Below are 25266 nucleotides of genomic sequence, written 5' to 3'. Positions count from 1 at the left end.
GCGGTCAGGGACGACCGATGCCGTAGTACGTCCAGCCGGCGGCGCGCCAGCGGGCCGGGTCCAGGGCGTTGCGGCCGTCGACGATGGTCCGCGCGGGGGCGACCTCGGCGAGCTCGTCGGGGTCGAGCTCCTTGAACTGCTTCCACTCGGTGAGCAGCATGACGACGTCGGCGCCGTCGGCGGCCTCGCGGGCGGAGTCCACGACCTCCAGGCGCGTGCCGCGCTCGCGCAGGACGGGGCCGGCGGCGGGGTCGGTGACCTTGACGTGGGCGCCCTCGTCGTGGATCCGGCGCGCGATGTCCAGGGCGGGTGAGTTGCGCATGTCGTCGCTGTCGGGCTTGAACGCGGCGCCGAGCACGGCGACCGTCCGGCCCCGCAGGGTGCCGCCGACCGCGCGGCGCGCCAGGTCCACCGCGCGCAGTCGGGTCCGGTCGTTGATGAGGTCGACCTCGCGCAGGAACGTCAGCGACTGGTCGGCGCCCAGCTCGCCCGCGCGCGCCATGAACGCCCGGATGTCCTTGGGCAGGCAGCCGCCGCCGAACCCGATCCCGGCCCGCAGGAACTTCCTCCCGATCCGGTCGTCGTGCCCGATGGCCTCGGCGAGCGTGGAGACGTCCGCCCCGGTCGCGTCGCACAGCTCGGCCATCGCGTTGATGAAGGAGATCTTCGTGGCGAGGAACGAGTTGGCGGCTACCTTGACGAGCTCGGAGGTCGCGTAGTCCGTGACGACCAGCGGGATGTCCCGTGCGAGGAGGTCGGCGTAGACCTCGTCGAGCACGGCCCTCGACTCGGCGGCGTCGGTCTCGTCCTTCGACAGCCCGTAGACGATCCGGTCGGGATCGATCGTGTCCTTGACCGCGAAGCCCTCGCGCAGGAACTCCGGGTTCCACACGAGCAGGCCGCCCGCGGGCTCGACCTGGGCGGCGAGCCGCTCCGCGGTGCCCACCGGCACGGTCGACTTCCCGACGACGAGGGGACGGTGCCCGTCGACCGGCGCCAGGTGGGGGAGCAGCGAGTCGACGGCGGCGTCGACGTACGTGAGGTCCGCGGCGTAGCCGCCCTCGACCTGGGGTGTGCCCACGCCGATGAAGTGGACCCGGGCGCCCGCGACGTCGGCCGGGTCGGTCGTGAACGTCAGCCGGCCGGAGTCGACCTGCTCCTTGAGGAGCTCGTCGAAGCCCGGTTCGTGGAACGGCGCCCGCCCCGAGGAGAGCAGCGCCACCTTCGCCTCGTCGACGTCGAGGCCGACGACCTCGTGCCCCAGGCTCGCCATGCAGGCGGCGTGCACGGCGCCCAGATAACCCGTTCCGACTACTGACATTCTCATGTCTGCACGGTACCGTCGCGCGCGGCAACCGCCATATCCCACCCCGTCCTTCCCCCGAGGTGTCGTACCGATGTCTGCTGCGCAGCGCCCTGCCCTTCTCCTTCGACGACGACCACGACGGGCGGTGCTCGCGTCCGCCCTGGTCACCGCCCTGAGCGTGCCGGCGATCCTGAGCCCCGCCGTCGCCGAGCCCGACGACTCCACCGCGGACGCGCCGGACGCGCCGGACGCGCCCGTCGAGCCTGCCGCGGACCCCACCCCGCTCCAGGTGCTCACCCTCACCGACGACGCCGGCGCGCCCACGGCCTCGGCCGACGCCGGTGTCGCCGACCCCTCCCGCGTCTCCGCGAGCGCGCTGCCCGGCGGCGCACCGAACGCGGTCGACGCGGAGGTGGCGGACGCGCAGGCGTCCGGGGACCTCAGCGTCCTCACCGAGGAGCTCGACACCGAGGGCTTCAACCTGGCCGGCGTCACCTGGGCCGCCGGCGAGACCATCGCCCAGGACGCCTCGATCTACGTCCGTACGCGCGCGGGCGGCGAGTGGTCCTCGTGGTCCGACCTCGAGCCGGAGTCGCCCGGCGACGACACCCTGCCCGGCGGCACGGAGCCGTTCCTCACGACCGAGTCCGACGGCGTCCAGGTGCAGGTCGACCCGGGCTCGGGCGAGCTGCCCGCCGACCTGCGGCTCACGCTCGTCCCGACCGACGTGGACGGCGCCGTCGAGCTCGCCCCGGGGGGCCCGGGCACGCCGGCCGTCGCCGTCGAGGAGCAGTCCGTCTCGGGCGCGCCGGCCTCCGCGCAGAGCCTGCCGGGCACCCCGGACGCGGAGAGTGCCCCGGACGCCCAGGCCGCACCGGACGCCCTCGCCCAGCCGGACGTCATCGCGTCCCGGCCCGCGATCATCTCCCGCGCCGGATGGGGCGCCGACCCGGCCCACTTCTTCTGGCCGCCCGTGTACGCCGAGCTGCGTGCGGCGGTCGTCCACCACACGGCAGGGACGAACACGTACACGTACGCCGAGGCGCCGGGCGTGGTGCGGAGCATCTACTACTACCACGCGCAGACCCGCGGCTGGGGGGACATCGGCTACAACTTCCTCGTCGACCGCTGGGGCCGGACCTACGAGGGGCGGACCGGCTCGCTCGCGGCAGCGCCCGACCGGATGACCATCGGCGCGCACGCGGCTCCGGCCAACCAGAACACGGTCGGCGTCTCGATCATGGGCGACTTCAGCTACGGCCCCGCGCCGCAGGCGGCCATGGACGCCGTCCGCGACGTCATCGCATGGCGCTTCTCGCTCGCCGGGGTCGACGTCGACGCCCCGACCGGCATCACCTCGCGCGGCACGGCCTATGCCTACGCCGGCCAGCCGATGCCGGCGATCATGGGCCACCGCGACGTCGCCTACCAGACCCGCACCATCTGCCCGGGCCCCTACGTGGCGGCGGCCCTGCCAGGCATGATCGCGGAGATCCGCGACATGGTGGGCAACCGGTTCTTCCTGTCGAACTCGTGGTCCACGACCGCGGACGTCGAGTTCGAGTTCGGCGAGCGCGGGCTCGAGGTGCTCGTCGGCGACTGGACCGGCAACGGCCGGGACACGGTCGGTGTCCGGCACGGAAGCACTATCGAGCTGACCAACGGCCACGACCCGGTCCCGGACATCGTCCTCGACTACGGCCGACCGGGCGACGAGCTCCTCGTGGGCGACTGGGACCGCGACGGCGTCGACACCCTCGGCGTGCGCCGCGGCAACGTGCTCTACCTGCGAAACGACCTCCGGTCCGGGGCCGCGCACGTCGAGTTCGCCTACGGCCGGGTCGGGGACGAGCTCCTCGTGGGCGACTGGACCGGCAACGGCCGCGACACGTTCGCCGTGCGCCGGGGCAACCGGTACTTCCTCACCAACGGGTTGGCTGCCGGCCCCGCCTCGACGGTCCTGGACTACGGCCGGGCCGGCGACCAGGTCGTCGTCGGCGACTGGGACGGCAACGGGACGGACACGTTCACGGTGCGCCGCGGCGCGCAGTACTTCATGCGCAACGCCCTGACCTCCGGCACGGCGGACCGCACCGTGACGTTCGGACGGGCCACCGACCGGGTCGTCGTCGGCGACTGGGACCGCAACGGCACCGACACCCTCGGGGTGGTGCGCTGACGCGCAGCCCCTCCCGCGACGACGGCGGCCCGGCAGCTCCTGCCGGGCCGCCGTCGTCGTTCGCGGTGGGTCCGCGCCTCCCACACGAGTCCCATTTGCCTCATGAGCCCCGGTGGTGTAGTGGAGGTCCATTACCGCGGATCGGAGTGTCCGCCGCGTGACACGCCGATACTTTTTCGTGATCCTCCTCACGAACACCACCAGTCACGGAAGTATCACCGTAGGGTCACGTTCGAAATCCCCCCATGCCGAGCCGGACGACCAGATCCGTGCCCGGACCGCCACTGCGTGAACCACGTCCGCCCCGGACGAGGTCGCCGGAACGAGGAGTGTCTCTGGTGCGAACGTCGAGCCGGCTCACCGCAGCCACCGTGACCGTGATGGCAGCCGCCGTCGTCCTGGCCCCCGCAGCGACCGGGGCAGCCGGCGGCGACATCGGCGGCAGCGGCGCCGAGTACCACCTCAGCGGCTCCACGCCCGGGACCACCGCCGTGACGATGACGTTCGGCCACCCCGACGGCGCGGCGTACGTCGGCGACTTCACCGGCAACGGGGTCGACACCGTGGTGGTGCGCCGTGGTGCGGAGTTCGCCGTCACGACGTCGAACACCTCCCGTCCCGCCCACACGACGATCTACTACGGCCGCGCGGGTGACGAGGTGTTCGTCGGCGACTGGGACGGCGACGGCGTCGACACCCTCGCCGTGCGCCGCGGGAACCAGTTCCACATCCGCAACTCCGTGACCTCCGGCCCGGCCGACCAGGTCGTGCACTACGGCCGCGCGGGCGACGACGTGCTCGTGGGCGACTTCAACGGCGACGGCGTGGACTCGATCGCCGTGCGCCGCGGCAACCAGTACTTCCTGCGCAACACCCTCACCACGGGTGTCGCGGACGCGGTGGTCGACTACGGGCGGTCCGACGACCAGGTCGTCGTCGGCGACTGGAACGGTGACCGGGTCGACGGCCTGGGTGTGCGGCGCGGCGTGCAGTACCACCTGCGCAACTCGCTGAGCAACGGCGTCGCGGAGCAGGTCGTTAGCTACGGCCGCACCGACGACGTCGTCATGGTGGGCGACTGGGACGGCGACGGCGTCGACACGCTCGGCGTGCGCCGGGACACCCGCACCGCCGCACCGCCGTCGCGCAGCGAGGAGCGCGAGGAGGCACCCGCCACCGACTGGCGGGGCGACCGCGTCGTCGACATCGCGCGCTCCTACATCGGCGCCCCGTACCGCTGGGGCGGCACCACGCCCGCGGGCTGGGACTGCATCGGGTTCGCCCACTACGTGTACGCCCAGCTCGGCGTCACCATCCCGCGGACCACCATGTGGGGCGCCTTCGCGCACTACGAGCAGGTGCCCGCGAGCGAGGCGCGCCCGGGCGACCTCATCTGGTGGCCCGGCCACGTCGCCATCAACCTCGGCGACGGCCAGAACGTCGCCGCCTGGAACCCGAACATGGGTACCCGGGAGGGGCCGAACTCGTGGGTCGGCGGCGAGCCGGTCTACCTGCGCGTCCTGCCCTCCTGACCGCCCTGCGCTCCTGACCCGCGGGCCCGACGCCCGGGGCGCGCCGCCGCCGCCCGCGGGCGCCCGACCGGACCTCCGCCCCGTCGCAGCCGTGCGGCGGGGCGCTGGTCTACCCTGGTCGGTGCCCCGCGCCCGCGGAGCACCGGCGGCACCACGGGAGGACGGACGCACGTGCGGTTCCTGACCGACCTGCGCGGCTCGAGGGAGCTGCTGGTCAACCTCACGATGCGAGAGGTCAAGGGCAAGTACAGCCGGACGGCGCTCGGCCAGCTGTGGTCGCTGGCCAACCCGCTCGCCGCCATGGCGATCTACACGGTCGTCTTCGCCTTCATCATCCGCATCCAGCCGGACCCGGGCGACCCGTCCGGACTGAACATCTTCGCCATCTGGCTGCTGTGCATGCTCCTGCCGTGGACGTTCTTCACCAACGTCGTCACCGGCTCGATGAACGCGCTCGTCGGCAACGAGAACCTCATCAAGAAGGTCCACTTCCCCCGCGGCGCCCTCATCGTGTCCACCGTGGCGTCGTGGATGTTCACCTGGTCGATCGAGATGGGTGTCCTCACGGTCGTGCTGCTCGTCGTCGGCGCGAACCCGCTGCCGCTCCTGCCGCTCGTGATCCTCGCGATGGGGGTCTTCGCCGTCTTCGCGACGGGCGCCGGGCTGCTGGCGTCGATCGCCAACGTCTACTTCCGGGACACCCAGCACTTCGTGACGATCCTGTTCCAGATGTGGTTCTACCTCACGCCGATCGTCTACCCGGTGCGCCTCGTGGCCGAGCAGTCGGACCGGATCGGCGACCTGGTCGGGCCCGTGTCGATCCTCGACCTCTACCTGCTCAACCCCCTGGTCCAGTTCGCCGAGGTCTTCCGCAACCTCCTGTACGACAACCGCCTGCCGGAGCTGAGTACCACGCTGGTGGTCCTGGCCTGGGCCGTCGGCGCCTTCGTCGTCGGCGCGCACCTGTTCTCCCGGCACGAGAAGGGACTGGCCGAGGCCCTGTGAGCATCCCGACCGGCGGCGCCGCCGCGATCACCGTCGACGACGTCTCGAAGAGGTTCCGCGTGTACCACGAGCGCAACCAGACGCTGAAGGCCGCCGTCATGCGCCGCCGGCGCTCCGTCCACGAGGACTTCTGGGCGCTGAAGGACGTCTCGCTGGAGATCCCCGAGGCGTCGACGTTCGCGCTCGTCGGCGACAACGGCTCGGGCAAGTCCACCCTGCTCAAGTGCCTGGCGAAGATCCTCTACCCGACGTCGGGGAGCATCACCGCCCGCGGACGGATGGCCGCGCTCCTCGAGGTCGGCTCCGGTTTCCACCCCGAGCTGTCCGGGCGGGACAACATCTACCTCAACGGCTCGATCCTGGGGATGAAGAGGCCGGAGATCGACAAGAAGTTCGACGACATCGTCGAGTTCTCCGGCGTCGAGCAGTTCATCGACCAGCCGGTGAAGAACTACTCCTCGGGCATGTACGTCCGGCTCGGGTTCTCCGTGGCGATCCACGTCGACCCCGAGATCCTCGTCGTCGACGAGGTCCTCGCCGTCGGCGACGCCGCCTTCCAGGAGAAGTGCGCCGCGAAGTTCGCGCAGTTCCGCCGGGAGGGCCGCACCGTCGTGGTCGTCTCGCACTCGATGCCCACCCTGCGCACCATGGCCGACCAGGCCGCGTGGCTCGACCACGGCGAGCTGCGCGCCGTCGGCCCGGCCTCCCACGTGCTCGAGCGCTACCTCGACTCCACGCACGCCTCGACCCGGCTCGACGAGCACGGCCGCACCCACTGGGGTTCCGGCGAGCTGACCATCGAGGAGGTCGAGGTCTTCGGGCCTGGCGGCCCGGGCAGCCCCGTCAAGCAGGGCGAGGACATGACCGTCCGGGTGCACTACGACGCGCACGAGCCGGTCACCGACCCCGTCATGGGCATCGGGGTCGAGCACACCGACGGTACGTACCTGTGGGCGTCGAACACCTTCGACCACGGCCCGCGCCTGGGGACCGTGCGCGGCCGCGGCGTCATCGACTGCGTGGCGCCACGCGTGGCGTTCGCGCCCGGCGGCTACGTGGTCGTCACCTCGCTGACCGACTCGACGACGCAGCACACCTACGACCAGGTGCGCGACTCCGCCCGGTTCGTCGTCGAGAACGGCGCCGAGCGCTGGTGGGGCGGTTACATCCAGTCCGACTCGGGGTGGCGGGTCCCCGACGGGGCGCCGGAGCCGCTCGAGCCGGCCGGGTCGAGCGGGCCGTCGGGGTCGAGCGGGCCGTCGCCGGTCGTGCCCATGGAATCGGTCGACCCGACCCCCGACCTGCCCGCGGACGGGGCCCGAGAGAGCGGAGAGACGCGATGACCGAGCGCCGACGCATCCTCGTCGTCACCCTGGACACTCTCGCCGAGCGGATGGCCGGCCCCGCGATCCGGGCGTTCGAGATCGCCCGCGCGCTGGGCCGCGAGCACGACGTCCGTCTCCTCACGTTCGGCGGGTGCTCGCGCGAGGGCGAGGGGTTCGAGACGGCGCGGACCACCGTCGAGGGCTTCCGCGCCGAGGTCGAGGCGGCCGACGTCGTCGTCGTCCAGGGGTATGTCGTCTCCACGTTCGACTGGCTGCAGGACTCGGGCGTGGTCCTCGTCGTCGACCTCTACGACCCGTTCCACCTGGAGTCCCTCGAGGTCGAGCGCTTCCGGCCCGCAGCCGAGCGGCACGCGGCGCTCGCCCGCGCGCTCACCGAGCTCGGCGCCCAGGCGCGGCGCGGGGACCTGTTCCTGTGCGCGTCGGACAAGCAGCGCGACCTGTGGATCGGCCACCTCGCGGCCGCCGGCCGCGTCAGCCCCGACACCTACGACGCCGACACCTCCCTGCGCTCCCTCATCACCGTCGTCCCGTTCGGCATGGACGCCGCGGCCCCCGTGCAGCGCGCGCACGGCATCAAGGGAGCGGTCGACGGTATCGCGGCCGACGATCCGGTGATCCTGTGGGGCGGCGGCGTCTACAACTGGTTCGACCCGCTCACCGTCATCCGGGCGGTGGACCGCGTGCGCGAGGCCGTGCCGAACGTCAGGCTGTACTTCCTCGGGATGAAGCACCCCAACCCGGACGTGCCCGAGATGGCGATGGCCGTCCGCACCCGCGAGCTGTCCGACGAGCTCGGGCTCAGCGGCCGCCACGTGTTCTTCAACGAGGACTGGGTGCCCTACGAGCGGCGCGCCGACTACCTGCTCGACGCCGACGTCGGCGTCTCCGCGCACTTCGACCACGTCGAGACCGCGTTCAGCTTCCGCACCCGCATCCTCGACTACCTGTGGGCGGGCCTGCCGATCGTGTGCACCGACGGCGACCACTTCGGGGCGCTCGTCACCGCCGAGGGTCTCGGCGCCGCGGTGCCGGCCGAGGACGTGGGCGCGCTCGCGGACGCCCTGAGCGGGCTGCTGACCGACGAGGCGCGCGCGGCCGAGGTGCGCGCCGCCGTCGGGCGGGTGGCCGAGGCACAGACGTGGGAGCACGCGCTCGCCCCGCTCGTGGAGTTCTGCCGGGACCCGCGCCGTTCCGCGGACGCTGAGCGGCTCGCGGCCGAGCGGGCCGCCGGAGTGGAGCCCGGGCAGGTCTCGCGGGCCACCAGGCTTCGTGCCGACGCCGGGGGAGCGTGGCGGACGCTGCGCCGCGACGGAGTGGGCGGCGTGGCACGGAAGGTCCGGCGGCGCCTCGGGCGGTAGCGGGAGCGGGAGCGGCTCCGGCGGCTCGCTTCCGACGAGTGAGGGGATCCGGCGGCTCGCTTCCGACCAGTGCGGGGGTCTGCCGACGAGTGCGGGGATCGGATCCCCTACCTCATGGGCGGATCACCGAACTCGGCGCCGGGGCCCGGGGCCCGGGCCCGGGGGCTGGGCGCATGGCGCTGAGGCCGTACCTGCGCGCAGCCGGTGGTGACCGGCGATACGGACACCTCCGCGGGAGTGTCGTAACCTGCCCGGTGCGTGCGCAGGCACGGCCACGGACGGGACGGCCCGTCGGTGTCGCACGGCACGGGGACGGCCCCGTGGAACGGGACAGATCAGCTGATGTCCACCACGGTCCGGACGGTCCTCACCCCCACCGCCATCGGGCGCCTCGCGATCGGGTGGTTCGCCGTCGTCGCTCTCGCGCTCGCCGGCCCCCTGCTCGAGCCACCCGTCCCCGCCCCGCTGCTCGCCGGCGCGCTTGCGGCGATCGTCGGCGTCATCCTCCTGTGCGCGTTCGGCGTGGTCCGGGAGGCCGAGCACCTCGCCCGGCGCCTCGGCGACCCGTACGGCTCGCTCGTCCTCACGCTGTCGATCGTCGTCATCGAGGTCGTGCTCATCTCGGCCGTCATGCTCGGCCCCGGCGACCACACGACGATCGCCCGCGACTCCGTCATGGCGGTGGCGATGATCATCCTGTGCGCCGTCGTCGGGCTGTCCCTGCTCGCCGGCGGGCTGAGGCACGGGGACCTCGAGCACAACCGCACCGGTACGTCCGCGTACCTGGCGATGCTCGTGGTGCTCGCGGCGCTGGCGTTCGCCGTACCGGCAGTGATCGGCGACGGCGGGTCGTACACCGGCGGACAGGCGGTGGTCGTCGTCGGGCTGACGGTGGTGCTCTACGCGTTCTTCCTCTGGCGCCAGACGGGTGCGCAGGCGAACGACTTCCGGGAGGTCGACCCCCGCGTACGGCCCGCGGCGGACCGGGACGCCGGCGCGCACCGGGACGCCGGCGGACCGTCGAACCTGGCCGAGACCTTCGCCGCGCACCGCACCGAGATCCTCCTGCGCTTCGCGCTGCTCGTCGTCACCGTCCTGCCGATCGTCCTGCTCTCGCACGACATGGCGGCGCTCCTCGACGACGGCCTGGGCCGCCTCGGCGCGCCCGTCGCCCTGTCCGGACTGCTCATCGCCTGCATCGTGTTCCTCCCGGAGTCGATCACCTCGGTCCGAGCGGCGCTCGCCGGCGAGGTGCAGCGCGTGAGCAACCTCTGCCACGGCGCGCTGGTGTCCACGGTCGGGCTGACGATCCCGGCGGTCCTCGTCATCGGCGCGGTCACGGGGCAGCAGGTGGTGCTCGCAGAGTCGCCGGCGAACCTCCTGCTCGTGGGCGTCGCGCTGGCGCTGTCGGTCACGACGTTCTCCGGGCGGCGCGTCACCGCGATGCACGGCGCGGCCCACCTCGTGCTCTTCGCGGTCTACGTGCTGGCCGTCTTCGCGTGACGCGCCTGGTCACACGCCCCAGTACCAGGGGTCGAGCGCCGTGATCCCGGACCACCACGTGACCGCGGCGTGCTCGCGGTCGGTGACGGTCGCGTCGCGCGTGACGGACTCGTGGTGGATCACCCGCACGCTGCCGGCGCACACGGTGCGCAGCCCGACGGCGCGCAGCTTGAGGCAGTAGTCGACGTCGTTGTAGCTGAGCGGGAGCTCCTCCGACAGTCCACCGACCTGCTCGAACGCGGCCCGCGGCGTGAGCAGGCAGGCCGCCGTGACGGCGAGGTGCTCGAGGTCCGCGCTGCCCACCCCGAGGCGCGGGACGCCGTCGGGCTCGTGGGCGAGCAGGTGTGACGGCGTGCGGTCGGCGCTCATGACGATCCCGGCGTGCTGGATCGTGCCGTCGCCGTACAGCAGCCGGGCCCCGACGGCGCCGACCCCGTCCTCGAGCCCGATCGCCACGAGGTCGCGCAGCCAGGCCGGGTCGACGATCTCGGTGTCGTCGTTGAGCAGGAGCACGAGCTCGCCGCCCGCCGCGCCGACGCCGGCGTTGATCGAGCGCGAGAAGCTGAACGGCCCGCCGGCCTCGACCACCGAGACGCGCGGATCCAGGGCGCGGCAGTCCTCCGCGACGCCTGCCTCGGTCCCCTCGGAGGTCACGACGACGACGTCGTAGTCGGGATAGTCGGTGCGTGCCAGGAGCGTCTCCAGGACGACGTCGACCGAACGGACCGTGCGCGCGGGCGTCTCGCGGTGTCCGCCGCCGGTGGGGATCACGACGGACACGCGCGGCGTGCGGGGCAGCGGGCGCTCGAGGACGAGGTGGTCCGACGGCGGGGGGGCCGGCGCCGTGTCGACGGGCGCCTGCTCGTCGGTGCTGTCCGGCGCGGTCGCGTGCGGACGCACCACGACGGCGGACGAGCCACGCCTGGCCAGCGACCGCTCGACGGCGGCCGCGCCGGCGTCGAGGAGGTCGGCCGGGTCCGTGGCCCGGGCGAGGGAGGTCAGCGGCAGGTGGAGGACGTCGGGGCTCGGCGCGAGCGGGTCGCCCGCGCCGAGGTGCTCGGCGAGGCGCAGGTGGAGGTCCCACTCGGCGGCCTCCTCGTCGGTGAGGCCCCCGACCTCGGCCATGAGGTCGGCGCGGACGAGGGTGAGGCGGCCGAGGACGTCGAGCTGTTCGAGCGCCCGGGGCATCCAGGAGGGCTTGGCGTGGGTGCGGCCGTCAGGGAGGCGCTCGTCAGCGTGGACCACGCGGACGTCCGGCGCCGCGTCGATCGCCGAGAGGATGGTGGCGAGCACGCCCGGCTCGAGGGAGTCACCGGCGCCGAGGACACCGATCCACTCACCGCGGGCCGCCGCGGCCGCGGCCGGCAGGTCGGGGTGGCGAGGAGGCAGTGGGGGAGCGTCCTCGTCGTCGGCGCCGATCGTGTCGTCGGCGGTGTCCGTGTTCGCCGGGGCGTCGGCGGCGGGGCCGGTCTCCAACAGCTCCCACGGTCCCTCGCTCTGCGCCTCGAGCGAGGCTCGGGTGTGGATCAGCTCGTCCTCGGTGCCGGGCAGGACGAGGAGCGAGATCCGCGGCGGGGGCGCGTCGGCGGTGGCGTCGCCGTCGGGGATCGTCGTGGCCTGCTCCGGCGTGGTGCGTTCCGCCGTGGTGCCGGTGCCGGTGCCGGTGCCGGGCTCGGCGGTCGTCCCGGTCACGCGGCGCCGCCGGGCAGCCGGCGGCGGACCGCGCGCAGCGCCCGCGCCGGATCGGTGACGGCGACCTTCGCCCGGCCCGGCACGGAGGCGACGAACCGGCGGGCCCGCGACGGCGCCGCGGCATCCCCCGGCATAGCCGTCGACCCGGGGTTCTGGAGCTCGCGGATGTCGTCCTCGAGCTCGACGTGCCGAGCGGCGAGGTCGCGCAGGAGCCGGTCCTGGAGGGTGATCGTCGCGCGGGCCTGCCCGAGCGCGGCCTCGGCCTCGATCGTGCGGCGCGACCAGGCGTCCCGGCCGAGGAGCTCGATGCGTCCGGCGAGCGAGGCGTGCAGCTCGGCGTCCGTCGCGGCGAGGTCGTCGAGCCAGGTGGAAGGGGTCTCGGCCATGCGCCACACGCTAGTGCGCCGGTCCGGCCGCCGCCCGCACCCCTGCCTAGGATCGAGATCATGCGCGTCGCCCAGGTCTCGGCCCACTACCCGCCGAACTTCGTCTCGGGCGGCACGCTGGTCCCGCGGCGCATCGCGCGGGCGCTCGCCGCCGCGGGCCACGAGGCGCACGTCTACGCCGGCCACCTCGACGACTCCCGACGCGCCCTGTCGACCTGGGACGATACCGACACCGGCGAGCACGGCACGGTGCGGGTGCGCTGGATCGAGACCCACCCCTACACCTCCTGGTCGGACCGGAAGAACTGGGCCAACCCCGCCGTCGAGGCCGACTTCCGCGGCTGGCTCGAGCAGGTGCGGCCCGACGTCGTGCACCTGCACTCCCTGCAGACCCTGGGCGGCTCGCTCGTCCGGGCGGCCAAGGAGTCGGGCGCGGCGGTCGTCGTCACGGCGCACGACTGGTGGTGGCAGTGCACGCGCCAGTTCCTCGTCGACCGCGACCTGAGGCCGTGCTCGCTGGTCGTCGGCTGCGGGGTGTGCCGGTGCGAGCGGGGCCGCGACGACGCCGACGCCCGCCTCGCGGCGCTGGCCCCCGAGCTCGCCCACGCCGACGTCGTGCTCGCCCCGTCGGCCTCGGCCGCCGCCACGTTCCTCGCCAACGGCGTGGCCCCCGAGCTGCTCGAGGTCGACGAGAACGGGCTGCCCGGCGTCGGCGAGGGCGTCGGCGCGGGCGACCCGGCGCCGGAGCCGCGGACGGGCGACGGGCCGCTGCGCCTGCTCTTCGCCGGCGGGAACGACGCCGTCAAGGGCGGGCCGCTCCTGCTGTCTGCCGCCCGCCGCCTCGCCGCCGAGGACCCTGGGGCTGGGTGGACCCTCGACATGTACGGCACTCGCGCCGACGCCGACGCCGGCGGCCCCGTGCCGCCGCAGATCCGGCTGCGCCCCCCGTTCGCCCCCGAGGACCGCGCCGGGGTGCTCGCCGGCGCCGACGTCCTCGTGCTGCCCTCGATCATGCGCGAGTCCCACTCGATCCTCACCCGCGAGGCGCTCGGGGCCGGCCTCGCGGTCCTCGCGACCGACACCCTCGGGCCGGAGGAGGCCGTCGCGGAGGACGTCAACGGGTGGATCGTCCCCGCCGGCGACGAGGACACGCTGCTCGCCCGGCTGCGCGGCCTCGTGGCCGACCCCGCCCGCGCCCGTGCCCGCACGGGGCAGGGATCGGCGAGCCCGGTCCTCGCCCTGTCCGACCAGGTCGACGGCCTCATCGCGCGCTACGCGGCGATGTGCGGGAAGCCGGCCGGGACGGCGGAGGCGGCGTCGCCGGGTGTGTCGCCGGCGTCGCCGGGGGAGGAGGCCCACGTGCCCGACGACGAACCGCACGCTCGAGGACCGAGAACCGCACTCTCGGCGACGGCGGACTCGGGGGCGCGGGACGCCGAGCACGCCCTCATGCGCCGCGTCCTGTTCGTCAGTGGCATCCAGGGGGCGCCCCAGCGGTACCGCACCCAGCTCGCCGCCGAGGCGCTCGGGCTGCACGGCGTCTCCGCGCGGGTGCGCCACTACCGCGACCCCCGCCTGATCGAGGAGGCGCGCCGCTGCGACGCCCTCGTCCTCTACCGCGTGCCGGCGACCGACCAGATCGTGGACCTGGTGGCCCAGGTCCGGGCACGGCCCCGCGCAGTCCCGGTCCTGTTCGACATCGACGACCTCATCTTCGACCCCGCGCTCGAGGGCCAGGTTGACGGGCTGGAGGGCATGCCCGCCGACGAGCTCGCCCTGTGGTGGCGCGGCGTGCGCCGCTACCGCACCTCGATGGAGCTCGCCGACGCCTACGTCGGCTCCACGCAGACGCTGTGCGAGCACGCCACCGCGGTGACGACCATGCCGTCCTACCGGTTCCCCAACGGCGTCGGCACCCTGCTCGCCCGCCGCTCGGACCGGGCGCTGCGCCGCGAGCGCACCGAGGGGCCGGTCCGCATCGGCTACTTCTCGGGCACCACCACCCACGACGCCGACTGGGCGATGGTCGAGCCCGCCGTCATCGACATCCTCGAGCGCCACCCGTCCGTCGAGCTGTGGCTCGGCGGCCACCTGCGGCCCACCGGGGCGCTCGCCGCCCACGCCGAGCGCGTGCGGCGCCTGCCGTTCGTCCCCTGGTACGACCTGCCGGGCCTGCTGCGCGACGTCGATGTCAGCCTCGCCCCGCTCACGCCCGGGTCGATCTTCAACGAGGCGAAGTCGGCGATCAAGTGGCTCGAGTCCGCCCTCGTGGAGACGCCGGTCGTCGCGTCGCCGACGCAGCCGTTCCGCGAGTCCGTGACCGACGGCATCACCGGGTTCCTCCCGGGCGACGTCGACGGCTGGACCGCGGCCCTCGACGCGCTCGTCACGGACCCGGCCCTGCGGCGCCGGATCGGCGCCCGCGCCCGCCGCGAGGCCCTGCTCGCCTGGTCGCCGCACGTCCAGGGGCGCACCTACCTCGACCTCCTCGTCGACGCCGCGGCACGGGTGCGCTCGGACGGTCCGCGCGAGTCGGTCGGGTGGAAGCCGGTCACCGACGACGAGCCGTTCGACGCGGCCGGCGCCCACGTGGAGCCGTACGCGCTGCCGCGCTCGGGGCTACGCGTCCCCGCGGCGCTCGCCGGGAGCAGGGCCGTCCGTCTGCTCGGCTCCGCCCGTCGCGTCCAGCGCGACGCCGGCACCCGCGAGGTCCTGCGCCGCGGGGTCGGGAAGGTTCGCGGCAGGCTCGGTCGCTGAGCCCGCGGGACCGTCCGCGGAGCCGGCCTCCGGGGCCGCCAGGCCGGCTGGTTCCGCCGAGCCGACCAGGCCGGGGCCGGCCACGCCGTCGCGCGCGTCGCGCGCGGCCTGCACCCCGAGGAGCAGCAGCGAGCCGAGCGCGGCCGCGAGGGTCGCGGCCGTGAGCGCGAACAGCTTCGGCACGCCCACGTGGCTCCAGTTGTTCCACCGGCTCAGGCCGGTGGAGAACGTCTCGTAGAACTCGACGTAGAACGCGCTGAACCCGAACCACAGGCCGTAGACGGCGAGGGCGAGGCACACGAGCGCGGCGCCGACGCGGGCCGCGACCATCGGGCGGACGGCCAGGCCCCGGGTCGTGCGCTCGAGGACGATCGTCACGGCCACGATCAGCCCGACGACTGCGACGTACAGGTAGCGGCCCTGCAGGCCGGCGTGCAGCCCGGTGGAGTAGTACTCGTTGAGCGCCCCGTACAGGACGACACCGAGCACGCCGACGCTCGCCGCGACCAGGACGAGCAGGTGGCGCCGGAACCGGCCCGCGAGGACGACACCGACCACGACCAGCGCGATCGTCACGTAGCTGAGCACGTGCTGGAACCACTCCGGCAGCGGGGACTCGAGCCAGCCGTAGTTGCCCCACGAGCTGTTGACGATGCTGCGCTCGGCGCCGATCGCGAAGTCCCACAGGTTGAGGCCGAGGTGGGATGTGTCGTCCAGCGGCTCGCGCCCCGGATAGCCGTCGGGCTGGAACGTCCCGTGCACCACCAGGTTCTTCAGCCACCACCAGCCGCCGATGACGAAGGCCACCGCCAGCGACCAGAACGCCGCGAGCGCCCTCCGCCCGAGCGCCCGGTCCGTGCCGGTGGACAGCAGGAACGCCAGCGCCACGATCGGGATGAACCCGAGCATGAAGCCCTTCGTCATCAGGCCCGCGCCGAGCACGGCGCCCAGGCCGAGCACGTGGCGCCAGTCCCAGCGGCTCGTGAGCACCACGGCGCTGAGCGCGAGGACGCCGGCGCCGCACAGGTTGAGCAGGGCGTCGTTCGTCACGGCGGAGCCGACGAACAGCAGCTGGGAGGGGGCCGTGACGGCGAACGCGCCGACCAGCGAGTCCGACCGGGAGGCCCCGAGCCGCCGGGCCGCGACCACCGCGAGCGGGACGATCCCGGACATGAGCACGACGTCGAGGAGCCGCAGCGCGAGGAGCTGGCTGTCCCACGTCCACCCGTCGGCGCCCAGGACCGTGAGGTAGCCGGCGGCGAGCGCGTAGTAGCCGGGCGGGTGCTGCGTCATCTGGTCGACCTGCTCGAACAGGGTGACGCGGTTGTCGACGTCGAGGATGACCGTGCGGTCCTCGACATCGACGGGGTCCGGGACAAGGAGCACGAACGGCTCCTGGCCGGTGCTGACGGACGCCCCCGGGTGCGAGTGGGAGTTCTGCCGGATGAGCTCCAGCCCGGTGTCGACCCAGCCCGCCTCGTCCGCGGCGACATGCATGCCCTGGAGGAACGTCTGCTCGCCGGGCGCGGGCCACCCGCCGCCGTCCGCCAGGCGCAGGACCGTGTTGACGTGCTGCGGCTCGTCGGGAGCACGGAACCCGGGCGTGAGCACGGCCCACAGCGCACCGATGCCGGCCACGAGGAGGGTGACGGCGACCACCGCGACGGTGAAGACGTCCTTCGGACGCCGACGCGGGGTGGTGGTCATAGAACTCCTCCAAGCGAGAGCCACATGATGCCGACGGAGAGCCCGACGGCCACGTGCAGGGCCGTGGCCAGCCGCCGGTGGTGCAGCGACACCGCGAACGCTGCCACGGTGATCGGCAGCAGCGTGATCGCGTACCGGCCCGAGATGAGCCGGAAGGCGTGGTCGGAGGTGATCACCTCCTGCGCCTGGACGATGATGCCCGCCCCGACGGTCCCCGCGACGGCGGCGAGGCCGAGGAGGCGCTCGGCGCGTCCTGTGCCGAAGGCCACGATCGCCATGAACGGTGCGGCGGTGAGCAGCACCCACCACACGGCGGTGACGGTGTCGAGCTGCCAGCCGGTGAGCTCGCCGGGGAACTGGGAGGACTTCACGAGCCCGAACGCGTCGAGCAGCGTCGGCACGGTCTCGTCCCACGGGCTGCCCTCGACCGGCCGGGTGCTGATCCCGTACAGCGGGTTGTCCCAGGCCTGCGAGCCGCGCCCGTCCTGGAAGCGGGACCAGGCGAGCATGCACGCGCCGACGACGGCGATCGGGGAGAGGACGGTGGCCGCCCGTCGGCCGAGGGTGCGCCAGTCGCGGCGCCGCACGTCCGCCACGGCCATGAGGCCGATGAGCCCGACGACGGCGAGGAGCCCGACCGCGCTCATCACCTTGGTGCTCGCCGCCAGCAGCGCGACGAGCGTGGGCCACAGCCAGCCGATGCGGCCGTGGAGCGCCCACCGGCCGAGTACCCACAGGGCGCCGGCGCCGACGAGCATGGCCGGTCCGTCGTTCGTCACCTGCCAGCCGGAGACGATGACGGGCTCGAAGGCCAGCAGCAGCGCCGACGCGGAGAAGGCCCAGGGTCTCGGCAGTCGCCACGTGCGCAGGGCCGCGTAGACGGCGACGACGCCGGCGGCCAGCCACAGGGCGTTGGCGAGCCGGGCGCCGGTGGAGAACTCCAGCCCGACCGCCTCGGCGACCAGTCCGGTGGCCGCGGGTGTGACGTAGTAGGCGGGCGGGTGGAAGGAGTTGTAGTTCTGGCCCAGCGCCGGGTACTCGGTGGGTTCGACCTCGTCGGCGAGCGCGTCCTCGCAGGAGGGCAGGTCCGGAAGGTTGGACTGGCCGCGGCACGACCACTGGTCGAGGACGTAGTCGGAGAGCCGGTCGCCGTCGGCCGGGAGGTTGCCGTGCGCCACCTGGTAGGCGTAGTCCAGGTGCGTTTGCTCGTCGAGGGCCGACAGGGAGGTGCCGAAGAAGATCGCCGTCAGGCTCATGAGCAGGGCGAGAACGCCGACGCCGCCGGCCCAGGGCAGCTCGGGCCGCAGGCGGGCGGTCCAGGGACGGCTGTCCGTAGCCGGCTCCTCGGCACCCCTGTCATCCACGTCTCGCGCCACCAGTGATCTCCCCTTCACGCCGAGGGGTCGTCCCGGCCTCGCGCGGCCCCTACGGTACCCTGGCGTCGTTCCGGGCCAGCCCGACCGCTGCCTCGCGGGGCAGCCGCGGATGCGCCGCGACCGACACCCGAGGTACCCATGAAGCTGTTCGTCCAGATCCCGTGCCTGAACGAGGAGGAGACCCTCCCGCTCGTCCTGGCCACGATCCCGCGGGAGATCCCGGGGATCGACGAGGTCCACATCCTCGTCGTCGACGACGGGTCGACGGACCGCACCGTCGAGGTCGCGCGCAACCTCGGCGTCACGCACTTCGTGCGACACGCCCGCAACCAGGGACTGGCCCGCTCCTTCCGGGACGGCGTCGACTACGCGCTCGCGCACGGTGCGGACATCGTCGTCAACACCGACGGCGACAACCAGTACCCGCAGGAGGTCATCGGCGAGCTCGTCCAGCCGATCGTCCACAACGAGGCGGACATCGTCATCGGCGACCGGCAGACCGCGACGATCGCCCACTTCTCACCGTTCAAGAAGGCGATGCAGAAGGTCGGCTCCGACGTCGTCAACCTCGCCGCCGGCACGAAGCTGCCGGACGCCGCCTCCGGGTTCCGGGCGTACTCCAAGGAGTCGCTCATCCGGCTCAACGTCGTCACGCAGTTCTCCTACTGCATGGAGACGATCATCCAGGCGGGAAACAAGCGCCTGCGGATCGCCTCGGTGGCCATCGCCACGAACCCCAAGACCCGTGAGTCCCGGCTGTTCAAGAACATCTGGCAGCACATGTTCAAGTCGGGCACGGCGATCGTCCGCTCGTACCTCATGTTCAAGCCGCACGCGATCCTCGGCACCGTCGGTGCGATCCTGCTCATCGCCGGGCTCGTGCCGTTCGTCCGGTTCCTCGTCCTGTTCCTCATGGGCGACGCCGGGGGGCACGTCCAGTCCCTGATCTTCGGCACGGCGGCCCTCGTCGGGGCCCTGCTGAGCATCGCCCTGTCCGTCATCGCCGACCTGCTGCGGACCAACCGCGTGCTCATGGAGGAGAGCCTGGAGCGCGTGAAGTCGCTGCAGTACTCCGAGAACGCGATCGCGGCCCGGCTCGGCCAGCGGCCGACCGCCGTGACGGACGGGCCGTCGGTCGTGCTCGACGGGCGACCCGACCCGTCGTCGATGCCGGTCGGCTCGGCGGAGGTCCGCGGCCGGGCAGACATCGGGTCCGGTGCTACCGGCAGGCGCGAGCGCCTCGGTGAGGTCGCGCCCTCCGCGGACACCGCCCCCCGGGCGGACGCGCGCCCCGTGGGTGTGGCGCCCGGCGTCGACCGCAACGGCGTCCCGACGGACATCGGCGCCGGACCGGCACGTGCGAACGGCCACGACTACCAGGTGACGCCGGAGGAGCTGTCCCAGGGGCGTCCGGGCCGGTGAGGGTCCTCGGCTTCGGCACGTACGACACGTCCGTCCATCCCCGCGCCGGGGTCCTCCTGCAGGGACTCGCCGAGCGCGGCGCGACGGTCCGCGAGCTCGACCGCCCGCTCGGGCTGAGCACGGCCGACCGGGTCGACATGCTCCGCCGGCCGTGGCTGCTGCCCCGGCTCGCGGCCCGCCTGGCCTCCCGCTGGGCCGGACTCGTCGACGGCTCCTTCGCGTTCGCGGGCGAGCGTGCGCCCGACGTCGTCGTCGTCGGGTATCTCGGTCACTTCGACGTGCTGCTCGCGCGGGCGCTGTTCCCCCGGGCGACCCTCGTGCTCGACCACCTCATCTTCGCCGCGAGCACCGCCCGCGACCGCGGCGTCGACGGCCGGCTGCGCGGCGGGGCGCTCACCGCCCTCGACCGGGTCGCCACCGGCGCGGCGGACGTCGTCGTCGTCGACACGGAGGAGCACGCCGAGCTCGCGGCCCCCGCCGTGCGCGAGCGCACCGTCGTCGTCCCCGTCGGCGCCCCGGACGCCTGGGCCGAGGCCGGCCGGAACCGTGCCGGCTCCTCCGGCGGGACCCCGAGCATCGCGTTCTACGGCCTGTTCACCCCGCTCCAGGGGACCGTGACGATCGCCCGGGCGCTCGCCGAGCTGCACCGGCGCGGCACGGAGCTGCGGGTGACGATGGTCGGCACGGGCCAGGACCACGCCGAGGCCCGTGCCGTCCTCGCCGGCGTTCCCGGGATCGAGTGGCTCGACTGGGTCGCGCCCGAGAAGCTGCCGGACCTCGTCGCCGCCCACGACATCGGGCTCGGCATCTTCGGTGACACCGACAAGGGCCTGCGGGTCGTGCCCAACAAGGTCTACCAGTCCCTGGCGGCCGGCTGCGCCGTCGTCACCTCCGACACCCCGCCGCAGCGCCGGTTCCTCGGCGACGCCGCCCTCCTCGTCCCGCCCGGCGACCCGGCCGCGCTCGCCGACGCGCTCGGCGCCCTGATCGACGACCCGGCGGCGGTCGCCGACCTGCGCGCGTGGGCGAGCGAGCGCGCCCGCGACCTCACGCCGTCCGCCGTCGTCGGGCCCCTGTGGGACGTGCTGACCGCGTGAAGAAGATCCTCGCGGCGCTGCGGTCCCCGTGGGTGCGCGGACTGTTCCTCGTGGCCGCCATCGGGGCGGCCGTGCTCGCGGTCGCCAACCAGTGGGACCTCGTCAGCGACGCTCTGAGCCAGATGCCCTGGTGGATCATCGGGGTCAGCCTGCTCGTCTCGATCACCTACGTCGTGGCCACGATGCTCTCCTGGCGCGAGGTGCTGATCGACCTCGGCTCGCGACTCGGGCTCGCGCCCGCGGCGCGCCTGTTCTTCGTCTCGCAGGTCGGCAAGTACCTGCCCGGAGGCGTGTGGAACATCGTCGCCGCCGCCGAGATGGGCAAGGACATCGACATCCCGCGGCGCCGCTCGGTGTCCGGCATGGTCGTCTCCCTGCTGGTCTCCATCGTCACGGGCCTGGCCCTGGCCGCCGGGGCCGTGGCCTTCGACCCCGCGGTGCGCTCCGAGGTCGGCTGGGTCGTCTGGTTCCTGCCGGTGTTCGTCGTCGTGCTGCTCCCGCCCGTGCTCAACAGGATCCTCGGCGTCGCCCTGCGGCTCATCCGCCGACCTCCGCTCGAGCACCCGCTCTCGGCGGGCGGCGTGCTCAAGGCGTCCTTCTGGGCGGTCGTCGGCTGGCTGCTCGCGGGCACGCAGGTCTGGCTCATCGCCACCGCCGTCGGGCTGGACCCGACCCCGGGGACGTTCGCGCGCGCCGTCAGCGGCTACGCGCTGGCCTGGGTGGTGGGGTTCCTCGTCGTCGTCGTGCCCGCCGGGGTGGGCGTGCGCGAGAGCATCCTCGGCATCATGCTCGCGGGGCTGCTGAGCTCCGGCGGCGTGCTCGTCACCGTGCTCATGTCCCGCGTCCTGCTCACCGTCGTCGACCTCGGGCTCGGCCTCGGCACGGGGGTACTCGTCAGGCGCCGAGCCCCCGACGACGCGGCGCAGGTGCCGGTGGACGAGGCCGGGCCGGTCCCGCCGGAGAGCCCCACCGAGCGCTGAGGCGCGTGGACGGGCGCGGGGCGGCGCGCCCGCCCGGCTACCAGGTCTCGACGCGGTGCACGCCGAGGGTGTCCTCGGAGTCGCCGTCCCAGTCGCCGACCACGACCGAGTCGCTCGCCCGCCCGTAGTCGAGCTCGATGTCCGCGACGCCGGTGGTCAGCTCGTTGCGGACGAGGTAGGTGTTGCCGCGGCGGACCGCGAGCGTGTCGATCCCGTCGCCGTCCCAGTCGCCCACGAGGACCACGTCGCCGGTCCGGCCGTAGGTCAGCTCGCGGTCGGCGGGGCCCGAGGTCAGGGAGTTCGCGATGAAGAAGCGGTTCCCGCGTCGCACGGCCATGGTGTCGACGCCGTCGCCGTCCCAGTCGCCGACGAACACCTCGTCGCCCGCGCGGCCGTAGTCCACCACGGTGTCGGCGACCCCGGAGGTCAGCGCGTCGCGCAGGAAGTACGTGAAGCCGCGGCGCACGCCGAAGCTGTCGACGCCGTCCCCGTCCCAGTCGCCGACGAGCAGCGCGTCGTCGGCGCGGCCGTAGTCGAGGACGGTCGTGCCGACGCCGGTGTGGTCGTCGGCCAGGGTGAGGCGGTTGCCGTCGCGCACGCCGACCGTGTCGGTGCCGTCGCCCTCCCAGTCGCCCGCGAGCGGGGAGGACGTGGCCGCGCCGAGGGGGACCTCGTGGTTCGCCCACGCGCTCCAGGCGTCGTTGAGGAAGAACACCGACGGGTGCTCCTCGGGGACCGGGCGCCACCAGCTCGAGCGCATCCCGAGGCGGCGGGCGAACTCCGTGCCGACGTCGACGCTGCCGGTCGTGCAGTCCAGCCGCAGGCCGGTGATGCGCCCGCCGAGGTCGCCGCGGCCGTCGCGTGCCGTGATCACCAGGGCCTCGACCCGTCCGCCCGCGGCGCACCGGGAGTCGACGGCGGTCGCCGACAGCGTGGTCGACCAGCTGGTCACCGGGTCGCCGGGCGCGGTGCCGGACCACGGGTCCGGGCGGGCGACGAGGTAGGGGCGCGAGCCCGCCACCGAGTGGCCGCCGTTGGAGGAGGAGAACTGCGTGAAGGCGGGCCCCCACGCGCCCCCGGGCGTCGTCTGCCCCTCGAGGATCCTGCCGCGCGTCGAGGCGATGGCGGCGTCCGTGCGCGGGTGCTCGTGGCCCGTGACCCCGCCGGCGGCCGTCACGGCGGCGCGGCCGGCGTAGACCTGGCAGGACGTCGTGTCGCACAGGTCGTACGTGCCGCCGGACCGCGTCTCGTGCCGGGCGTACGTGCGGGCGGCCACCGACTGGGCCTCGAGCGCGGCGTGGTGCCAGGAGGCCGGCGACTCGCGGGGCACCACGGAGCGCAGGTACTCCTCCATCGCCACGTGGTTGACGACGTCGAGGGTGGCGGACGTCGGCTGCACGGCGGCCTGACCGCGGTACCAGGTGCCGCCGCCGGTCGTCGAGGCACCGAGGACCACACCGTCGTTCGTGGCGAGGCTGACCGGGGCCGTCGTGGTCGTCGACCAGCCGACGCTGCCGCCCGGGGTGGTCCGGTGCTCGAGGCGGAACCCGGCCGTCGTGCGGGTGACGGTGAGCCGCCCGCCGGTCGGCACGCCGAGGTTCGCGCCGCCCGCGGTGGCGCGCAGGGTCTGGCCGGACGGCGCCCAGGCCGTCACCGAGGTGCGCCCCGAGAGCCCGAGGAGCCGGATGCGCATCGTGGGGTCACCGATGTTCGCCTGCCGGGTGCCGGGGTAGTAGAAGGCGAGGATCGAGGAGCTGGAGACGCCCTGGAGGGCCGCTCCCTGGGCGCCCCACTGGGACATCCCGATGCCGTGGCCCCAGCCGTGGCCCTCGATCTCCCAGGTGCCGTCGGCGGGGCGCGGGTAGACCTCGGTGGCGGTGGTGCTCGCGTCGGCGGACGCGTCGGGCAGGGCGCCGGCGTCGGGCGCGCCCACGCCGTCGGGCGACCCCACGCCGTCGGGCGAGGCAGCCCCGTCGGTGGAGGCGACGCCGACCGGTTCTACGGGGTCGGGCGTCGCGACGGCGGCGGACGGGAGGGCGAGCAGCGCGCCCGCGGTGGCGAGCGCGAGCCACGCGGTGGCACGGCGACGACGGGGGAAGGACATCGTGAGCTCCTCAACGAGCGGGACGACCGGTCGGGCGTCACCTGCAGGATTGTCTCCCACCGTGGCGCCCTGTCCAACGGTTCCGTGAAACTCGTCCGGATGTCAGTGTTCGCCCATACTCTCCTACCGTCCGGCGACGTCGGGTCGCCGCACCGAGATCGGAGTCGTCTGACATGAGATGGAGAACGGTGGCCTCTGCCGCCGCGGTGGCGATGCTCGCCGGTGCCGGCCTCGTGGGCGCAGGTGCACCGGCGGTCGCCAAGGGTGGCGATGTCGGCGGCTCCGGCCAGGAGTACTTCCTCAACGACCAGTGGACAGCGACCGCCAACATCAGCTTCACCTACGGCGCAGCGAGCGACGAGGTGTACGTCGGTGACTGGGACGGCAACGGCACGGACACCTTGGCGATCCGTCGAGGCGCGACCTTCCACTTCAGGAACACCAACTCGAGCGGCCCGGCCGACGTCCAGGTCACGTACGGGCGCCCGGGGGACACGGTCCTCATGGGTGACTGGGACGGCAACGGCACGGACACCTTCGCGGTCCGTCGTGGCGCCGAGTACCACGTGCGCAACGAGCTGGCCGGCGGTGCCGCCGACCGGATCTTCATGTACGGCCGGTCGAGCGACACGGTCCTCGTCGGTGACTGGGACGGTAACGGAACGGATACCTTCGCGGTCCGTCGTGGCGCCGAGTACTTCGTGCGCAACGAGCTCGCCGACGGCTGGGCCGACGACCAGGTCGTCTACGGCAGGCCGGGGGACGCCGTGTACGTGGGCGACTGGGATGGCGACCGTAGGGACACGTTCGCGGTGCGTCGAGGTGCGGAATACTTCGTCAAGAACTCGATCTCGGCTGGCGCGGCCGACCTGACGCTCGTCTATGGCCGCACCACCGACGTCACTCTCGTCGGAGACTGGAACGGCGACGGCACCGACACCCTCGGCGTCCGGCGCGCAGCAGCGTCCTCGACGCCTCCATCGGCGGGGGCGCGCACGTTCGGGGACGGCACGCACTCGGTCGGCCGCAACGGCGTGGCGCCAGGGACCTACCGCTCGACGTCGACGGACGGCAGCTGCTACTGGGCGCGGCTCAGCGGATTCTCCGGCTCGGACTCCGACATCATTGTCAACGGCTTGGGCGTAGCTCGTCCGATCGTCAGGATCGAGTCCGCCGACGTCGGCTTCGAGAGCGACTGGTGCGGTACATGGGTGCCGGTCGGTCAGACATATCCGGCGAGCCCGGCGACTCGTTTCGGTGACGGCCACTACGTCGTCGGCGAGCACATCGCACCCGGTACGTACCGTACTTCCGGGGGCGAGTACTGCTTCTGGGAACGGCGAGCCGGTTTCAGCGGAGAGTGGGACGAACAGCTCGGGTGGGGTGGAGGAAACGGTGCCCAGACCGCCACCATCCGGTCCAGCGACCAGGGTTTCGTGACCAGCGGCTGCGGCACCTGGACGCGTATCGGGTGACCGCGAGCGCGAGGGCGGGCGCGGGCGCGGGCGTCGGTGTC

At 73.6% G+C, this 25266-nt stretch carries 16 protein-coding genes and 1 pseudogene; 11 read left to right on the top strand and 6 right to left on the bottom strand.

The window, feature by feature from the left end:
• Positions 1-4: 4 nt before the first annotated feature.
• Positions 5-1327: a UDP-glucose dehydrogenase family protein gene (locus tag ACZLKG_RS14735; protein WP_463649126.1), complete on the bottom strand. Its 1323-nt coding sequence runs from the start codon at positions 1325-1327 to the stop codon at positions 5-7.
• Between the two features lie 124 nt (positions 1328-1451).
• On the opposite strand from ACZLKG_RS14735, the gene ACZLKG_RS14730 reads away from it, so the two are divergent.
• The 6 genes from ACZLKG_RS14730 to ACZLKG_RS14705 all read left to right on the top strand — a co-directional run bounded on the left by ACZLKG_RS14730 (position 1452) and on the right by ACZLKG_RS14705 (position 10229).
• On the top strand, positions 1452-3485 hold the full coding sequence (locus ACZLKG_RS14730) for an N-acetylmuramoyl-L-alanine amidase (protein ID WP_463649125.1): 2034 nt from the start codon (positions 1452-1454) through the stop codon (positions 3483-3485).
• 338 nt (positions 3486-3823) lie between these two features.
• Positions 3824-5017 carry a C40 family peptidase gene (locus ACZLKG_RS14725; protein WP_425709202.1) on the top strand — a complete coding sequence of 398 codons (1194 nt, stop codon included), beginning with the start codon at positions 3824-3826 and terminating at the stop codon, positions 5015-5017.
• A 171-nt stretch (positions 5018-5188) separates the two neighbouring features.
• The gene (locus ACZLKG_RS14720; RefSeq protein WP_425709201.1) at positions 5189-6022 is read left to right on the top strand and encodes an ABC transporter permease; all 834 of its coding nucleotides are present in this window, start codon (positions 5189-5191) and stop codon (positions 6020-6022) included.
• Positions 6019-7365, top strand: coding sequence for an ABC transporter ATP-binding protein (locus ACZLKG_RS14715; RefSeq protein WP_463649124.1), 1347 nt, complete (start codon positions 6019-6021; stop codon positions 7363-7365). The genes ACZLKG_RS14720 and ACZLKG_RS14715 overlap by 4 nt, the downstream gene beginning before the upstream one ends.
• Positions 7362-8726: a glycosyltransferase family 4 protein gene (locus ACZLKG_RS14710; protein ID WP_463649123.1), complete on the top strand. Its 1365-nt coding sequence runs from the start codon at positions 7362-7364 to the stop codon at positions 8724-8726. The genes ACZLKG_RS14715 and ACZLKG_RS14710 overlap by 4 nt, the downstream gene beginning before the upstream one ends.
• 342 nt (positions 8727-9068) lie before the next feature.
• Positions 9069-10229: a calcium:cation antiporter gene (locus ACZLKG_RS14705; RefSeq protein ID WP_463649122.1), complete on the top strand. Its 1161-nt coding sequence runs from the start codon at positions 9069-9071 to the stop codon at positions 10227-10229.
• Positions 10230-10238: 9 nt separating this feature from the next.
• Here ACZLKG_RS14705 and ACZLKG_RS14700 read toward each other — a convergent pair whose 3' ends face one another.
• Both ACZLKG_RS14700 and ACZLKG_RS14695 read right to left on the bottom strand, forming a co-directional pair.
• Entirely contained in the window at positions 10239-11921 is a 1683-nt protein-coding gene (locus ACZLKG_RS14700; RefSeq protein WP_463649121.1) for a glycosyltransferase family 2 protein, read from the bottom strand.
• The gene (locus ACZLKG_RS14695) at positions 11918-12307 is read right to left on the bottom strand and encodes a hypothetical protein (protein WP_425709196.1); all 390 of its coding nucleotides are present in this window, start codon (positions 12305-12307) and stop codon (positions 11918-11920) included. Before ACZLKG_RS14695 ends, ACZLKG_RS14700 begins: the two co-directional genes overlap by 4 nt.
• A gap of 60 nt (positions 12308-12367) precedes the next feature.
• On the opposite strand from ACZLKG_RS14695, the gene ACZLKG_RS14690 reads away from it, so the two are divergent.
• The gene (locus ACZLKG_RS14690; RefSeq protein WP_425709195.1) at positions 12368-15064 is read left to right on the top strand and encodes a glycosyltransferase; all 2697 of its coding nucleotides are present in this window, start codon (positions 12368-12370) and stop codon (positions 15062-15064) included.
• A gap of 414 nt (positions 15065-15478) precedes the next feature.
• Here the strand turns inward: ACZLKG_RS14690 and ACZLKG_RS14685 are convergent.
• Positions 15479-16771: pseudogene (locus ACZLKG_RS14685) on the bottom strand (glycosyltransferase family 39 protein); the annotation flags it as partial.
• Positions 16768-18135, bottom strand: a complete 1368-nt coding sequence (locus ACZLKG_RS14680; RefSeq protein ID WP_425709194.1) for a hypothetical protein — start codon at positions 18133-18135, stop codon at positions 16768-16770. The gene ACZLKG_RS14680 and the pseudogene ACZLKG_RS14685, both read right to left, overlap by 4 nt.
• A gap of 150 nt (positions 18136-18285) precedes the next feature.
• Here ACZLKG_RS14680 and ACZLKG_RS14675 point away from each other — a divergent pair, with 150 nt between their 5' ends.
• Genes ACZLKG_RS14675 through ACZLKG_RS14665 form a run of 3 tightly spaced genes read left to right on the top strand, consistent with a single transcriptional unit; the run spans position 18286 to position 21646 of the window.
• Positions 18286-19569: a glycosyltransferase family 2 protein gene (locus ACZLKG_RS14675; RefSeq protein WP_425709193.1), complete on the top strand. Its 1284-nt coding sequence runs from the start codon at positions 18286-18288 to the stop codon at positions 19567-19569.
• A complete protein-coding gene (locus ACZLKG_RS14670) occupies positions 19566-20666 on the top strand; it encodes a glycosyltransferase family 4 protein (RefSeq protein ID WP_425709192.1) in 1101 nt (366 codons plus the stop codon). Before ACZLKG_RS14675 ends, ACZLKG_RS14670 begins: the two co-directional genes overlap by 4 nt.
• A complete protein-coding gene (locus ACZLKG_RS14665) occupies positions 20663-21646 on the top strand; it encodes a lysylphosphatidylglycerol synthase domain-containing protein (RefSeq protein ID WP_425709191.1) in 984 nt (327 codons plus the stop codon). The genes ACZLKG_RS14670 and ACZLKG_RS14665 overlap by 4 nt, the downstream gene beginning before the upstream one ends.
• A gap of 37 nt (positions 21647-21683) precedes the next feature.
• Here the strand turns inward: ACZLKG_RS14665 and ACZLKG_RS14660 are convergent, their stop codons facing one another.
• Positions 21684-23750 carry a SpoIID/LytB domain-containing protein gene (locus ACZLKG_RS14660; protein WP_463649120.1) on the bottom strand — a complete coding sequence of 689 codons (2067 nt, stop codon included), beginning with the start codon at positions 23748-23750 and terminating at the stop codon, positions 21684-21686.
• Between the two features lie 188 nt (positions 23751-23938).
• Here ACZLKG_RS14660 and ACZLKG_RS14655 point away from each other — a divergent pair, with 188 nt between their 5' ends.
• Entirely contained in the window at positions 23939-25225 is a 1287-nt protein-coding gene (locus tag ACZLKG_RS14655; protein ID WP_463649119.1) for a hypothetical protein, read from the top strand.
• Positions 25226-25266: the final 41 nt, after the last annotated feature.

The organism is Georgenia sp. Z2081 (assembly GCF_055326445.1).
Note: the sequence above shows the minus strand (reverse complement) of the source record. Positions and strands in the feature narration are given on the sequence as shown.

Bases quoted from the DNA above. Each gene is read 5' to 3' on its own strand.
- ACZLKG_RS14735 (WP_463649126.1), bottom strand. From the start codon at position 1,327: ATGAGAATGTCAGTAGTCGGAACGGGTTATCTGGGCGCCGTGCACGCC.
- ACZLKG_RS14710 (WP_463649123.1), top strand. From the start codon at position 7,362: ATGACCGAGCGCCGACGCATCCTCGTCGTCACCCTGGACACTCTCGCC.
- ACZLKG_RS14705 (WP_463649122.1), top strand. From the start codon at position 9,069: ATGTCCACCACGGTCCGGACGGTCCTCACCCCCACCGCCATCGGGCGC.
- ACZLKG_RS14695 (WP_425709196.1), bottom strand. From the start codon at position 12,307: ATGGCCGAGACCCCTTCCACCTGGCTCGACGACCTCGCCGCGACGGAC.
- ACZLKG_RS14690 (WP_425709195.1), top strand. From the start codon at position 12,368: ATGCGCGTCGCCCAGGTCTCGGCCCACTACCCGCCGAACTTCGTCTCG.
- ACZLKG_RS14675 (WP_425709193.1), top strand. From the start codon at position 18,286: ATGAAGCTGTTCGTCCAGATCCCGTGCCTGAACGAGGAGGAGACCCTC.
- ACZLKG_RS14660 (WP_463649120.1), bottom strand. From the start codon at position 23,750: ATGTCCTTCCCCCGTCGTCGCCGTGCCACCGCGTGGCTCGCGCTCGCC.